General features: G+C 71.9%; 12 protein-coding genes. All 12 read right to left on the bottom strand.

Annotated features, from left to right (window positions below; all coding sequences use genetic code 11):
* Positions 1–126 precede the first annotated feature (126 nt).
* The 12 genes from ACZ5Y0_RS32515 to ACZ5Y0_RS32460 all read right to left on the bottom strand — a co-directional run bounded on the left by ACZ5Y0_RS32515 (position 127) and on the right by ACZ5Y0_RS32460 (position 14,662).
* Positions 127–327, bottom strand: coding sequence for a hypothetical protein (locus ACZ5Y0_RS32515; protein ID WP_469132250.1), 201 nt, complete (start codon positions 325–327; stop codon positions 127–129).
* A 209-nt stretch (positions 328–536) separates the two neighbouring features.
* Positions 537–1,133, bottom strand: a complete 597-nt coding sequence (locus tag ACZ5Y0_RS32510) for a hypothetical protein (protein WP_469132249.1) — start codon at positions 1,131–1,133, stop codon at positions 537–539.
* Positions 1,134–1,168: 35 nt separating this feature from the next.
* The gene (locus ACZ5Y0_RS32505) at positions 1,169–1,741 is read right to left on the bottom strand and encodes a GNAT family N-acetyltransferase (RefSeq protein ID WP_469132248.1); all 573 of its coding nucleotides are present in this window, start codon (positions 1,739–1,741) and stop codon (positions 1,169–1,171) included.
* The gene (locus ACZ5Y0_RS32500; RefSeq protein ID WP_469132247.1) at positions 1,719–3,947 is read right to left on the bottom strand and encodes an MMPL family transporter; all 2,229 of its coding nucleotides are present in this window, start codon (positions 3,945–3,947) and stop codon (positions 1,719–1,721) included. The genes ACZ5Y0_RS32505 and ACZ5Y0_RS32500 overlap by 23 nt, the downstream gene beginning before the upstream one ends.
* A 244-nt stretch (positions 3,948–4,191) precedes the next feature.
* Positions 4,192–4,581: a hypothetical protein gene (locus ACZ5Y0_RS32495; RefSeq protein WP_469132246.1), complete on the bottom strand. Its 390-nt coding sequence runs from the start codon at positions 4,579–4,581 to the stop codon at positions 4,192–4,194.
* Between the two features lie 86 nt (positions 4,582–4,667).
* Positions 4,668–6,182, bottom strand: coding sequence for an Asp-tRNA(Asn)/Glu-tRNA(Gln) amidotransferase subunit GatB (gene gatB / locus ACZ5Y0_RS32490; protein WP_469132245.1), 1,515 nt, complete (start codon positions 6,180–6,182; stop codon positions 4,668–4,670).
* A gap of 15 nt (positions 6,183–6,197) precedes the next feature.
* Positions 6,198–6,440, bottom strand: a complete 243-nt coding sequence (locus tag ACZ5Y0_RS32485) for a hypothetical protein (RefSeq protein WP_467520143.1) — start codon at positions 6,438–6,440, stop codon at positions 6,198–6,200.
* Positions 6,437–7,930, bottom strand: coding sequence for an Asp-tRNA(Asn)/Glu-tRNA(Gln) amidotransferase subunit GatA (gatA, locus tag ACZ5Y0_RS32480; protein ID WP_469132244.1), 1,494 nt, complete (start codon positions 7,928–7,930; stop codon positions 6,437–6,439). The genes ACZ5Y0_RS32485 and gatA overlap by 4 nt, the downstream gene beginning before the upstream one ends.
* A gap of 5 nt (positions 7,931–7,935) precedes the next feature.
* Positions 7,936–8,232 (bottom strand): Asp-tRNA(Asn)/Glu-tRNA(Gln) amidotransferase subunit GatC, encoded by a 297-nt coding sequence (gatC, locus tag ACZ5Y0_RS32475; RefSeq protein WP_018531282.1) that lies wholly within the window; start codon positions 8,230–8,232, stop codon positions 7,936–7,938.
* Between the two features lie 707 nt (positions 8,233–8,939).
* Complete coding sequence (locus ACZ5Y0_RS32470; RefSeq protein ID WP_469132243.1) at positions 8,940–11,192, bottom strand: putative bifunctional diguanylate cyclase/phosphodiesterase; 2,253 nt, start codon at positions 11,190–11,192, stop codon at positions 8,940–8,942.
* Between the two features lie 257 nt (positions 11,193–11,449).
* Positions 11,450–13,645 carry an NAD-dependent DNA ligase LigA gene (gene ligA / locus ACZ5Y0_RS32465; RefSeq protein ID WP_469132242.1) on the bottom strand — a complete coding sequence of 732 codons (2,196 nt, stop codon included), beginning with the start codon at positions 13,643–13,645 and terminating at the stop codon, positions 11,450–11,452.
* 15 nt (positions 13,646–13,660) lie between these two features.
* A complete protein-coding gene (locus ACZ5Y0_RS32460; protein WP_469132241.1) occupies positions 13,661–14,662 on the bottom strand; it encodes a methionine synthase in 1,002 nt (333 codons plus the stop codon).
* Between the last annotated feature and the right edge of the window lie 21 nt (positions 14,663–14,683).

The raw sequence follows: 14,683 nt of genomic DNA, 5'->3' as shown, positions 1-14,683 counted from the left end.
TTTTTTTTTTTTCTCCTTTTTTTTTTTTTTTTTCTTCTTTTTTTTCTTTTCCCCCTTTTTTTTTTTTTTTTTTTTTGCGTACCCCCCCCCCCCCCCCCCCCCCCCCCCCCCCCCGGGCCCCGGCGTTCACGCGGTCCGGGCGGACCGCAGCCGACGTGGGCGGTGGGTATGCGGTTCGGTCTCGGGGGTCGTGCCGCGGGCGACCCGCTCGGCGGCCTCGAGGCGGGCTGCGCGGCGCCTGCGGACGGCCTCGCGGGCCAGCCGCTCGTCCGCGGCGCGGCGGAGCAGTTCGGCGGCGCGGGCCTGCTGGACCTCGTACTCGTACATGTGATGTCCCCTGAAGGTCGGTGGATCCGGCGTCGCTCTCCGCGACGCTCTCGATGCCTCAACCTTCGTCTCCCAGGGGGGTCCGTCACATCGGGAGAGTTCCGCATCTTCGGGACCGGGCGGGGCCTTAGACGCGCGTGAGGGGCCTCAGGCGCGGCCGTAAGGTGCTTACGGCCGTCCCCGAGACCCCTCGCGAACCGTGCGCCGACTCAGCTGGCGGACGGCAGTCCGAGCAGCGCGTCGGTGTACTTGAGGACGGCCAGGAGCAGGCCGATCACGCCGAGCGTGACACCCGCCCAGGCGACGGACTTGATCCAGGGGGCCTGCACCCGGCCGGGGGCGCCGAAGGCGGGTCGGGCCAGCACCACGACGCCGGTGACGAGCGCGGCCAGCGCGAACAGGCCGGCCCACAGGGCGGCGGTCTGCCAGGCGTCGCCGTAGACGGCCTGGATCTGGTGGGCGACACTCGCGGACGACGACGTCTCGAGCTGGCCGACCAGGGTCTGGCGCGCCGAGGCGACGGTCCCGATCCAGCCGCCGCTGAGCGACACCAGGCCGAGCGCGGCGGAGACGACGGCTCCGGCGCCCAGGCCGACACCGGACGGGTGGCTCTCCGCGACGGCGTCGCCGTCCCCGCCCTCCTCGCCGGCGCCGCTGTCCCGCACGGTGTCGGCGTCCTCGGAGGCCGGCGTCACCTCGTCCTTCGCGTCCTTCCCGGTGACGTCCACCGTCTCCTCGTCGCGCTTGGCCTCGGTGGCTCCGGCGCCCGTCTCGGCACCGGTCTCGTCCACTGTCTTGGTTCCCATGTCTCGCACCGTACGGACGCTCTCTGAGAGGTTTCTTAATGATCGCCGTGAGCGGCACGCGCGCGGGCGGCTCGCCACTCGTGGGCCAGCACCGACCACACTTCCAGGTCGTGCCGCACCCCACGATAGGGGTAGGCCTCGCGGCGTACGCCGTCGTGGGTGAAGCCGAGCCGCCGGGCGACGTTGAGACTGGGCACGTTGCCCGCTGAGGCGACCCACTCGACCCGGTGGATCCCGCGCTGCTCGACGGCGTGGTCGATGAGGACCCGCATCGCGCGCGTGACGAGCCCGCGCCCGGTTCCGGCGGGCTCCAGCCAGCAGCCGACCTCGCAGTTCGCCTGCTCGGCGTCGAAGTTCAGGAAGAGCACGCCGCCGACCAGTTCACCGTCCAGCCAGATGCCGTGCAGCGAGCCGGTGTCGGCGGCGCGCATGTCGGCGTACCGCTGGAGCACCTCGCGCGCTCCGGGCACGTCGGTGGCCTTGGCCGCGAACGGAATGTACTGGTTGATGAACTCCCGCCCGCGCTCCAGGTGCGTCAGGAACTCCTCGGCGTGCCAGATCTCCAGGGGCCGCAGCTCGGCCCCGTCACCCAGCGATATCGCGTACATCCGGCTGCCGCTCCTTCTCCAGTTCCGCCACGACCTCGGTGAGCTTCTCATGGGCCGTCCGGCACTCGGGAGCTTCGATGCTGATCCGCGGCAGGCGCCTGTCGAGCCAGCGGGGCAGCCACCAGTTGGCGCCGCCGAGCAGGTGCATCAGGGCGGGCACGAGGAGGGTGCGCAGGACGAACGCGTCGACGGCCACGGCGGCGGCCAGGGCGATCCCGAACATGGCGATCACACGGTCGCCGCTGAGGACGAAGGCGAGGAAGACGGAGATCATGATGACCGCGGCGGAGTTGATCACCCGGCTGGTCTCCGCGAGCCCGACGCGCACGGCCCGCCGGTTGTCGCCGGTCTCCAGCCACTCCTCGTACATCCGGCTGACCAGGAAGACCTGGTAGTCCATGGAGAGCCCGAAGAGGACCGAGACCATGATCACGGGGAGGAAGGGTTCGATCGGGCCGGCCGGGCCCAGACCCAGCGGTCCGCTCCCCCAGCCCCACTGGAAGACCACGACGACGACCCCGAAGGCGGCGGCGACGGCGGCCACGTTCATCACGGCGGCCTTGAGCGGTATGCCGACGGACCGGAAGGCGAGCAGGAGCAGCAGACAGCCGAGGCCGACGACGGCACCGACGAACACAGGCAACTCGCCGACGATGACCTCGGCGAAGTCGTCGTGGCCGGCCGTCACCCCGCCCACCTGTACGTCGAGCGAGGTCCCGGCCTCGGCCCGCGGCAGCACCTCGGCGCGCAGCAGGTCGACGAGGTCGCTGGTCCGCCTCGACTGCGGCGAGGACTCCGGTACGACGGTGAGGTGCGCGGCGTCTCCGCCCGCGCTGTAGGTCACCGGGGTCACGGCGGCCACGCCCGCGGTGCCGCGCAGGGTGGCGTCGAGGTTGTCCAGGGCGAGCCGGTCCTCGGCGCCGGCGACGCGGGTGACGAGGGTCAGCGGGCCGTTGACGCCTGGGCCGAAGCCTTCGGCGAGGAGGTCGTAGGCCTGGCGGGTGGTGGCGGTCTCGGGGCCGTTGCCCTGGTCGGAGGTGCCGAGGCGGAGGGAGAACGTGGGCAGGGCGAGTCCGGCGATCACGGTCAGGGCGAGCGCGCCGAGCAGCTTGGGGTGACGCTCGACGAACGCCGACCAGCGGGCGGCGAAGCCGGTCGGCAGCTCCGGTTCGGGCCCGTGTTCGGCGAGGCGGCGCCGTTCGCGGCGGCTGAGGGCGCGCGGGCCGATGAAGGACAGCAGGGCGGGCAGCAGGGTGACCGAGGCGGCGACCGTCAGCACGACGGTCAGGGAGGCGGCGATCGCCACGCCGTCGAGGAAGGCCAGCCGCAGGGTCAGCATGCCGAGCAGTGCGATGCACACGGTGGCGCCCGCGAAGACGACGGCCCGCCCGGTGGTGGCGACGGCGTTCGCGGCGGCATCGGCGACCGGCAGGCCGCGTCTGAGGCCGCGCCGGTGCCGGGTGACGATGAACAGCGCGTAGTCGATGCCGACCCCGAGCCCGACGAGCATGCCCAGCATCGGCGCGAAGTCGGCGACGGTCATGGCGTGCCCGAGGAGCACGATCCCGGCGTAGGCGGTGCCGACGCCGACCAGGGCGGTGGCGATGGGCAGGAGCGAGGCGGCGAGTGAGCCGAAGGCGAGGAACAGCACGACGGCGGCGACGGCCACGCCGACGACCTCGGCGAGGTGCCCGCCGGAGGACTCGGTGAGCGCGATGGCGCCGCCCCCGAGCTCCACCCGGAGTCCGTCGGTCCGCGCCGACCCGGCGGTGTCGACGACGGCCCGTGCCTCGCCCCGGTCGACGTCCTCGGCACTGGCCTCGAAGGTGACGGTGGCGTACGCGGTGTGCCCGTCGGCGCTGATGCGCCCGGCGCCCTGCTCGTCGTAGGGGCCGGTCACGGAGGCGACACCGGGGAGGTCCGCGATCCTCGCCAGGGTGCGGGTCATGGTCTGTTCGACGGCGGCGGCACGGACGGTGCCCGGGTCGGTGTGCCAGACGACGGTGTCGCTGTCGCCGCCGAGACCGGGGAAACCCTCCGCGAGCAGCCGGGCGGCCCGGCCGGACTCGGTGCCGGGGACGTCGTAGTCGTTGGAGTACGAGGAGCCCGTGACCAGAGCGGCGGTGGCCGTTCCGCCGAGGGTGAGGAGCCAGAGCAGGACCGTGGCGAGGCGACGCCGGACACACCACCGCGCAAGGGCTGCCACGAAACCTGCTCCCGAAGACTGTGAAGACCGTGTGGGGATCTTTGACCGGGAACATCCGCGCATGAAGGGAACAGCCCGCAAAGAACGCATGAGCAATGCGAGGCCACTCTTGCAGGCATAAGAGATCGTTTGCCTGGTTCGTAGGCTTGTTCACATGAATGGGAGGCAGATCACAGGACAATGACGGCCATCCGGTCGGGCGAGCGGCCCACCGGGGCATCCGGCCCTTCGGCCGCGTTTTCCGTCAGTCCGACTGGTCGCCGACCGCCATCACCATCACGCCGGCGATCAGCAGCCACAGCGCGCGCCGGGTACGGCCGCGGGATCCCAGCAGCGCGGCGAACGCGCACACGGCGGCGCCCAGGGCGTAGGCGGCGGGCACCAGGGCGGGGGCGGAGCCGGTGAGGCGCAGGAGGGCCGCGGCGAGTCCGGCGAGGGTGAGCAGGGCGCCGGTGCCGGCCGCCGTCCAGCGGGCCCGCCGGGCGTCCTCACCGGCGTACTCGTCGTCTTCGGGGTCATCCCCGTCGAGTCCCTCGGCGTCGGGGTCGTGACGGGCCAGGTCGTCCGTGTCGTGCGCCTCGATCGCGTCGGTCCGTATGCCGTCCTGGGTGTCGGAGTCGGTACGTCCACTCATGGCGGGCGAGCGTAGCGCCTCGAGCGGGAGGACGGAGAAGGGGGATGCGCCGGGCCGGCGCATCCCCCGGAGGTCAGGGCTCGGGATCAGCCCTCGGCGACACCCAGCTTCTCCAGGATCAGCTCCTTGACGCGGGCCGCGTCGGCCTGACCGCGCGTGGCCTTCATGACCGCGCCGACGAGGGCGCCGGCCGCGGCCACCTTGCCGCCGCGGATCTTGTCGGCGATGCCCGGGTTGCCGGCGATGGCCTCGTCGACCGCCGTGCCGAGCGCCGAGTCGTCGGAGACGACCTTCAGCCCGCGCTTGTCGACGACCTCGTCCGGGGTGCCCTCGCCCGCGAGGACGCCCTCGATGACCTGACGGGCCAGCTTGTCGTTCAGGTCGCCCTTGCCGACCATTTCGGCGATCCGGGCGACCTGCTCGGGCGTGATCGCCAGTTCGTCCAGCGTCCGGCCGGACTCGTTGGCGCTGCGGGCCAGCTCACCCATCCACCACTTGCGGGCCGAGGCGGCGTCGGCACCGGCGTCGATCGTGGCGACGATCAGCTCCAGAGCGCCGGCGTTGAGGATCGCCTGCATGTCGGTGGCCGAGATGCCCCACTCCGCCACGAGGCGGTTGCGGCGGGCCAGCGGCAGTTCGGGCAGCGAGGCGCGGATCTCGTCGACCCACGCGCGGGTGGGAGCCACCGGCACCAGGTCCGGCTCCGGGAAGTACCGGTAGTCCTCGGCCTCCTCCTTCACGCGGCCCGAGGTCGTGGACCCGGTGTCCTCGTGGAAGTGCCGGGTCTCCTGGACGATGGTCCCGCCGCTGTTCAGTACGGCGGCGTGCCGCTGGATCTCGAAGCGGGCCGCGCGCTCGACGGACCGCAGGGAGTTGACGTTCTTCGTCTCCGAGCGGGTGCCGAGCTTCTCGCGGCCGTGCGGGCGCAGCGACAGGTTCACGTCGCAGCGCATCTGGCCCATCTCCATGCGGGCCTCGGAGACGCCGAGCGCCTTGATGACCTCGCGCAGCTCACGCACATAGGCCTTCGCCACCTCGGGGGCACGCTCTCCGGCGCCCTCGATCGGCTTGGTGACGATCTCGATGAGCGGGATGCCGGCGCGGTTGTAGTCCAGCAGGGAGTGGGACGCTCCGTGGATACGGCCGGTCGCGCCGCCCACGTGGGTCGACTTGCCGGTGTCCTCCTCCATGTGGGCGCGTTCGATCTCCACACGGAAGGTCTCGCCGTCCTCCAGCTGCACGTCGAGGTAGCCGTTGAAGGCGATCGGCTCGTCGTACTGGGAGGTCTGGAAGTTCTTCGGCATGTCCGGATAGAAGTAGTTCTTCCGGGCGAATCGACACCACTCGGCGATCTCGCAGTTCAGCGCGAGACCGATCTTGACGGCGGACTCGACGCCGGTCGCGTTGACGACCGGGAGCGCGCCGGGCAGGCCGAGGCAGACCGGGCAGGTCTGCGAGTTGGGCTCGGCACCCAGCTCGGTCGAACAGCCGCAGAACATCTTGGTCTTGGTGCCGAGTTCGACATGGACCTCAAGGCCCATGACGGGGTCGTACGACGCCAGCGCGTCCTCGTACGACACCAGGTCGGTCGTGGTGGTCACGGTGAAACTTCCCTCTCAGCCCAGCAGGACGTCGTCGTCGCCCAGCCGCTTCAGCTCGCGGTAGAGGATGGCGAGGCCGGTGACGATGGCGGCGGCGGACACGGCGGCGTCGATCAGGCGGAGCGTGTCGCTCTCGGTGCGGGCCAGCTTGGCCTGCTTGGCGACGGTGACCGCGCCGAACGCGGTGGTGGCCATGGACAGGTACAGGCCGGACTTGGACTTCTTGAAGCCCTTGGCCTTGGAAAATGCCTTACTCACAGCGACGGAGCCTCCTCGAGCAGCGGGTGCCCCCACTTTTCCACGAACGCCGCCTCGACGGCCGCGCCGACCTTGTACAGCCTGTCGTCCTTCAGCGCCGGGGCGATGATCTGGAGGCCCACCGGCAGGTTGTCCTCCGGGGCGAGGCCGCAGGGCAGCGACATGGCCGCGTTGCCCGCCAGGTTGGTCGGGATGGTGCACAGGTCGGCCAGGTACATCGCCATCGGGTCGTCGGCGCGCTCGCCGATCGGAAAGGCGGTGGTGGGCGTGGTCGGCGACACGATCACGTCGACCTGCTCGAAGGCCTTCTCGAAGTCGCGCGTGATGAGCGTGCGGACCTTCTGGGCGGAGCCGTAGTAGGCGTCGTAGTAGCCGCTCGACAGGGCGTACGTGCCGAGCATGATGCGCCGCTTGACCTCGGGGCCGAAGCCCGCCTCACGGGTCAGGGAGGTGACCTCCTCGGCCGAGCGCGTGCCGTCGTCACCGGTCCGGACGCCGTAGCGCAGGCCGTCGAAGCGGGCGAGGTTGGAGGAGCACTCGGAGGGCGCGATCAGGTAGTACGCCGACAGCGCGAGGTCGAAGGACGGGCAGTCCAGCTCGACGATCTCGGCGCCCAGCTCCTTCAGCAGCGCGACGGACTCGTCGAACCGCTGGATGACGCCGGCCTGGTAGCCCTCGCCGCGGAACTGCTTGACGACGCCGACGCGCATGCCGGCGACGCTGCCGTTGCGGGCGGCCTCGACGACCGGCGGGACGGGTGCGTCGATCGACGTCGAGTCCAGCGGGTCGTGCCCGGCGATCACCTCGTGCAGCAGCGCCGCGTCCAGGACCGTACGGGCGCAGGGCCCGCCCTGGTCCAGGGACGAGGAGAAGGCGACCATGCCGAACCGGGACACCGCGCCGTACGTCGGCTTCACGCCGACCGTGCCGGTGACGGCGGCCGGCTGGCGGATGGAGCCGCCGGTGTCGGTGCCGATGGCGAGGGGGGCCTCGTAGGAGGCGAGGGCGGCGGAGGAACCGCCGCCGGAGCCGCCGGGGACGCGGGTGAGGTCCCAGGGGTTGCCGGTGGGGCCGTAGGCGCTGTTCTCCGTCGAGGACCCCATGGCGAACTCGTCCATGTTGGTCTTGCCGAGGATCACCACGTCGGCGGCCTTCAGCCGCTTGGTGAGCGTCGCGTCGTACGGCGGGATCCAGCCTTCGAGGATCTTCGAGCCGACGGTCGTCGGGATGCCCTCGGTGGTGAAGATGTCCTTCAGCGCCAGGGGGACACCGGCGAGCGGGCCGAGCTTCTCGCCGCGGGCCCGCTTCTCGTCGACGGCGCGGGCCTGGGCCAGCGCGCCCTCACGGTCGACGTGCAGGAAGGCGTGCACCTTCTCGTCGACGGCCTCGATACGGGCCAGGTGGGCCTCGGTGACCTCGACGGCCGTGAGGTCGCCGGAGGCGATCCTCGCGGCGATCTCGGCCGCGGTGAGCTTGATGATGTCCGTCATTGCGGTTAGTCCTCCCCCAGGATCTGCGGCACCTTGAAACGCTGCTGCTCCTGGGCCGGGGCGCCGGAGAGCGCCTGCTCGGGGGTGAGCGACGGACGGACCTCGTCCGCGCGCATGACGTTCGTCAGCGGGAGCGGGTGCGAGGTCGGCGGTACGTCTTGGTCGGCGACTTCGCTGACGCGGGCGACCGCGCCGATGATGTCGTCCAGCTGTCCCGCGAAGTGGTCGAGCTCTTCGGGCTTCAGCTCCAGACGCGCCAGCCGGGCGAGGTGGGCGACCTCCTCGCGCGTGATGCCAGGCATGCAGCGTTCCTCTGGGGTGAGTGTGTGTGGTTCGGGGTCCAATCCTATGGGGCTGCGGCGCCTACCGGTTAAACGGTCGGCCGTGGGGCCGCGTCAGCGGCTCCCGTCCCGTGCCCCGCTGCGCGGGAAACGGCGGCGGAGTGGTTTCCCTGGAGGGTCGGGCCTCCGGCGGACTCTCGGGGCCGACGCCTTCCGGGCGGATGCGCCGGGCGAACCGAAGCGGTCGGCGCGTTCGACGCCGGGCGGGAGGACGACGAGCAGGTCGGCGGTGCTGCCGGGCCCCGCGGCTGGAGCGAGGCCGGGAACCGGGGAGTCCGGGCCCGTCCGGCGGGAACCGGCGGGACGATCACGGGGCGCGACCGGCACCGGCAGGTCCGCCACGACCGCGTGGACGATCGAGCGGCTCCGGCGCCCCACGCTCGTGATGGCGCGGTCGCCGCCGCCCGCGGTGGGGACGTCTCACCGGAGCGGACGGCCTGTGCCTCGCCGTGGAGCGGGAGGAGCGTCTCGGCCGAGTCGTGGCGCGGGGGCGGCCACGGCGGGACACCACGCGCGAGGCGATCAGGCTTCGGTCGGCCGGACAGGCGGACACGGGCAGGACACCGGCCTCGGCGAGGCCAGAACGAGCACGCGAGGACGCCGACGGCGAGGTACCCGTGCCGGAGAGGGCCGTCCCTCGACAGGCCGAACGGGCGGGCGTGGCCGGATCATTCCTCGGACGCGCCGGGCAACGCCGCCGCCGCGGGCCGTTGCCAGCCACGCGACCCACGGGCCCGCAGCCAGGCCGTGGCCTCCTCCGGAGGCATCGCCGCGGCCACCAGCCAGCCCTGCACGGCATCGCAGCCGAGGTCCCGCAGCCGCTCCCACGTCTCGTCGTCCTCGACGCCCTCCGCGACCACGAGCAGCCCGAGGGAGTGCGCGAGGTCGACGGTGCAGCGCACGATCTCCGCGTCCTCGGTGTCCACCGCCAGCCGGGCCACGAACGAGCGGTCGATCTTCAGCTCGCTCACGGGCAGGCGCCGTAGATGGACCAGTGAGGAGTAGCCGGTGCCGAAGTCGTCGAGGGACATCTTCACGCCGTGCCCGGTCAGCGCGTTGAGGGTGTCGGCGGCGCGCTGCGGGTCCTCCAGGAGGACGTGTTCCGTGATCTCGAGCTGGAGCGCCGCCGCGGGCACCCCGTGCCGTGCCAGCCGCGCCGCGACGGAGCCGGCGAAACCGGGGGTGTGCACGTCGCGCGGGGAGACGTTGACGGCCACGGGCACGTGCAGGCCCTGGGCGCGCCACCGGGCGACCTGGGCGAGGGCGGTTTCCAGAACGTACTCGGTGAGGTGGGGCATCAGCCCGGAGGACTCGGCGATCGCTATGAACTCGTCCGGCGGGACCTTGCCCCGCTCGGGGTGCACCCACCGCACCAGCGCCTCGAGCCCGGCGACCTGTCCGTCGAAACGGACCTTGGGCTGGTAGTGCAGCTGGACCTCGTGCGCGTCGAGCGCGCGGCGCAGATCGCCCAGCAGTCCGAGCCGGTCAGGTGTGTTGGAGTCGCGCTTCGACTCGTAGACCTCGACGCCCGTACGGTCCCGTTTGGCCTGGTACATGGCCACGTCCGCCCGCCGCAGCAGCCCCTCCGCGTCGAGCGCGTGGTCGGGGAAGACGGCGACCCCGGCGCTCGCCTCCAGCACGAGGGTGAGGCCGTCGAGGTCGAGTGGCGAGCCGAGGTCGGCGACCAGGCCTCGGGCGACGCGGGTCGCGGAGGTCGTGGAGTCGGCGACGGGCAGTAAGACGGCGAACTCGTCGCCGCCGAGCCGGGCGACCTCGGCTCCGCGCGGGAGGGCCAGCCGGAGCCGGTCGGCGATCTGGAGCAGCAACCGGTCCCCGGCGAGATGACCGAGCGTGTCGTTGACCGACCGGAACCGGTCGAGGTCGATCAGCATCAGGGCGGCGCGGGCGCCGATCCGGTCGGCGTCGTCGAGGGCGGTCCAGATCCGCTCGCCGAGCCACTGGCGGTTGGGCAGTCCGGTGAGCGGGTCGCGCAACTGTTCCTCGGCGCGGGCGCGGGCCATCCACAGCGTGGAGTCGAGGGCGATGAGCGGGATGGCGAACAGGGGCAGCAGGACCGGCTCGGCCACGGCGACGACGCACACCAGCGGCGTTATCCCCAGCAGGGCTACGGCGACCAGGCCCTGTCTGAGCAGGGCGGTTCGGGCGACGGTGGGCAGACTCTCGGCGCGGGGGGTGTGCAGGTACCAGAGCAGGATGCGGGTGACGGCGAGGTAGGCGACGGCGACCAGCACCACCTGGGGCGCGGTGTAGGGCGTCCAGGTGTCGGGGGTCCACGGCCGTTCGACGGACGGCACCCGCCCGCACGCGGCCAGCAGCAGCGCGCCCGCGCCGATGCCGAGGATGTCCACCGCGCCGTGCAGGAGGCCGTGCCGCCAGCGGTGGCGGCGGGCTGTGCCGACCAGGACGACGACGGTCATGCTGACCAGGCCGGCGGGCAGCCAGCCGTACAGCAGCAGGACGGCGAGGGTGAGCGCGGCTCCGGAGCCGGTACCGCCCCACCAGCGGGCCCGTCCGAGCATCACGAGGTGGCCGACGATGACGCCGGTCAGGACGGCCAGGGACCAGCCGACGGTGCCGGACGGGAACAGGGCGTGGCTCGTGGTGAAGGCCCGGTAGAAGGCGGCACCGAGGGCGAACCCGGCGACCGCGACGACCGCCGTCGGGAGCGCGGGCCAGGCCAGGTGCCGTTCCACGTCGACGTCGTACGGTCCCGAGGCGCCGGAGCCGGGCGGGAACGGGGCGGAGGCGCGTGGGCCCGTCCGGGTGAGCGGGTCACCGGCGCGGGCCGGATCGCCCGGGGGCCGCTCTGACCACGCCACCCACCGGCTGCCCCACCAGGCGTCGGTGACCCGGCGCCGGGACAGCCCAGTGTCCGGGGCGGCGCTCTCGGTCGGTTCCATTCCCGTCCCTCTCACAGCCGGCGGTGCCCACGCCACGCGGTCCGCTGCCCGACTGCCTTCAGCCGGCGCCACGTTGGCCCGTGCTCGTCAGGAGCGCGGGGATGCCCCGACCACAGCGGGGCACGGCGTGCGCACCTCTCAACAGTAGGCCGCGGAAGGCTTCCACGGGCAGCGGTCGTCGACGGTTGCCCGAATGCGCCCCTGGCTCCCGTAAGCACCCGGTATGCGCCGATCGGGTGGTCTTCCACCGCCGGTCCTCACGACTCGGGGATCGGCAGGGCGACTTCGGCGGCCGCCTCCGGTCCCTGTTCGAGGAGGACCGTGAAGCCGTCCTCGTCCAGCACCGGAACCTTGAGCTGCATCGCCTTGTCGTACTTCGATCCGGGGCTTTCACCCACCACGACGAACGAGGTCTTCTTCGACACCGACCCGGTCACCTTCGCCCCGCGGCTCTGGAGGGCGTCCTTGGCGCCGTCACGGGTGAAGTGCTCCAGGGTGCCGGTGACCACGACGGTGAGGCCCTCCAGCGGACGCGGGCCCTCGTCCTCGCCGGAGCCCTCCTCCTCCATGCGGACGCCGGCGGCCTTCCACTTGCGGAGGATCTCGCGGTGCCAGTCCTCGGCGAACCATTCCTTGAGGGAGGCCGCGATGATCGGGCCGACGCCGTCGGTGCCGGCCAGCTCCGCCTCGCTCGCCTGCTCGATGCGGTCGATGGAGCGGAACTCGCGGGCCAGCGCCTCGGCCGCGACCGGCCCCACATGCCGGATGGACAGGCCGGTGAGGATGCGGGCCAGCGGGCGTTCCTTGGCGGCCGCGATGGTGTCCAGCATGGCGAGCGCGTTCTTCTTCGGCTCTCCCTGCTGGTTGGCGAAGACGGTGGCGGTCTTCTCCTCCCCCGTCTTGGGGTCCCGCTTGGGCAGACCGCTGTCCTGGTCGAGGACGTAGGCCTTGATGGGCAGCAACTGCTCGATGGTGAGGTCGAACAGATCGCCCTCGTCGACCAAGGGCGGTTCCTCGGGCTCCAGCGGCTTGGTGAGGGCCGCGGCGGCGACGTACCCGAAGTGGTCGATGTCCAGTGCCCTGCGGCCGGCGAGGTAGAAGAGGCGTTCGCGCAACTGGGCCGGGCAGGCTCGGGCGTTGGGGCAGCGCAGATCGACGTCGCCCTCCTTCATCGGCCGCAGGGGCGTCCCGCACTCGGGGCACTCGGACGGCATCACGAACTCGCGCTCGGTGCCGTCCCGCAGGTCGGCGACGGGCCCGAGGATCTCCGGGATGACGTCACCCGCCTTGCGCAGCACCACGGTGTCGCCGATGAGGACGCCCTTGGCCTTGACGACGTCCTGGTTGTGCAGGGTCGCGAACTCGACTTCGGAACCGGCCACGGTCACCGGCTCGACCTGGGCGTACGGCGTGACGCGGCCGGTGCGGCCCACGCCCACGCGGATGTTGAGGAGCTTGGTGTTGACCTCCTCCGGGGCGTACTTGTAAGCGATCGCCCAGCGTGGCGCACGGGCCGTGGAGCCGAGCCGCCCCTGGAGCCGGATCTCGTCGAGCTTGACGACGACACCGTCGATCTCGTGCTCCACGGAGTGCCGGTTCTCGCCGTAGTACGCGATGAAATCCCTTACTCCGTCGAGATCGTCGACCACCTTGTTGTGCGCGGAGGTGGGCAGGCCCCAGGACTTGAGGAGTTCGTACGCCTCGGAGAGGCGGCCGAGGCCCTCGTACCCCTCCAGGGCGCCGATGCCGTGGACCACCATGTGCAGGGGGCGGTTGGCGGTGACGCGCGGATCCTTCTGGCGCAGTGAACCGGCCGCCGCGTTGCGCGGATTGGCGAAGGGCTTGTCACCGGCCTCGACCAGGCGGGCGTTCAGTTCCTCGAACTTCTCCATCGGGAAGTAGACCTCGCCGCGGATCTCGACGAGGGACGGGACCCCGTGGCCGGTCAACCGGTCGGGGATCTCCGCGATGGTGCGCACGTTGGGCGTGATGTCCTCGCCCGTACGGCCGTCGCCGCGGGTGGCGGCACGGGTGAGCCTGCCGTTCTCGTACGTCAGGTTGACGGCGAGGCCGTCGACCTTCAGCTCGCACAGGAAGTGGTACGCGGAGGCGCCGACGTCCTTGTGGACGCGCTCGGCCCAGGCGGCCAGCTCCAGATGGTCGAAGGCGTTGTCCAGCGAGAGCATGCGCTCGCGGTGCTGGACGGCGGTGAAGTCCGTCTCGTACGCGCCCGCGACCTTCTGGGTGGGCGAGTCGGGGGTGCGCAGCTCGGCGTACTGCTCCTCCAGCGCCTCCAGGGAGCGCAGCAGGCGGTCGAACTCCGCGTCGCTGATGACGGGGGCGTCCTTCACGTAGTACCGGAAGCGGTGCTCCTCGATCTGCTCAGCGAGCTGCGCATGCTTCTCCCGTGCCTCCGAGGGCACCGTCGTCTCCGCTTGCCTGTCGCCGGCCACCGTGTTGTCCTCCCGTTACTCTGGGTTGTCCGCGAGGGATCTCGCCGCCCGGACGCAGTGGGCGAGGGCCTGCCGCGCGTACGCGGGGGAAGCCCCTGCGAGGCCGCACGCCGGGGTGACCGTCACCGCCTCCGCGAGGAGGTCCGGTCGCAGCCCCAGCCTGCGCCACAGCGTCCTGACACCCATGACGCTACCGGCAGGGTCCGACAATGCCGTGTCCGTCCCCGGCACGACACCGACGAACAGCCGGGTACCCGCTTCCACCGCCTCGCCGATCGTGTCGTCGTCACGCTCGGTGAGGAGCGAGAAGTCGAACGACACGGCCGCCGCGCCGGCCCGGCGCAGGAGGGCGAACGGGACGTCCGGTGCGCACGAGTGCACCACGACGGGGCCGCCGTCGTGCGCCCCGGCGACCTCGCGGAGGGTGGCCTCGACGACCTGCCGGTCCACGGCGCGGTACGCGCGGTAGCCGCTGGCGGACCTGACGTGGCCGCGCAGTACGTCGGTGAGGGAGGGTTCGTCGAGCTGGAGGACGACCTGGGCGCCGGGGACACGGCGCTGTACCTCGCCGAGGTGCACGCGCAGGCCTTCCGCGAGGGAGGCCGCGAGGTCGCGGCAGGCGCCGGGGTCGGAGAGGGCGGCCTCGCCGTTCCTCAGCTCCAGGGCGGCGGCCAGCGTCCACGGGCCGACGGCCTGCACCTTCACCTGGCCCTCGTACCCCTGGGTGGCCTCCTCCAGGGCGTCGAGGTCCTCCCGCAGCCACGACCGAGCCCGCCGGGTGTCCCTGCCGGGGTGGTCGCCGAGGCGCCAGCCGCTGGGCTCCACGCGCGCGTACAGCTCGACGAGCAGGCCCGCGGTGCGGCCGATCATGTCGGCGCCGGGGCCCCTGGCGGGCAGCTCGGCGAGGAAGGGGAAGTCCTCGAAGGACCCCGTTGCCGTCCTGGCGGCCTCCCTGGCATCACCGCCGGGCAGGGAGCCGATTCCGGTGGCGGGACCGAAGTTGAGATGTACGTTCACGAGCCGAAGCCTACGTACCCC

It is taken from the genome of Streptomyces sp. NPDC033216, assembly GCF_055577115.1.
The sequence above is the reverse complement of the archived record's forward strand: the minus strand, read 5'-3'. Positions and strand labels throughout refer to the sequence as shown.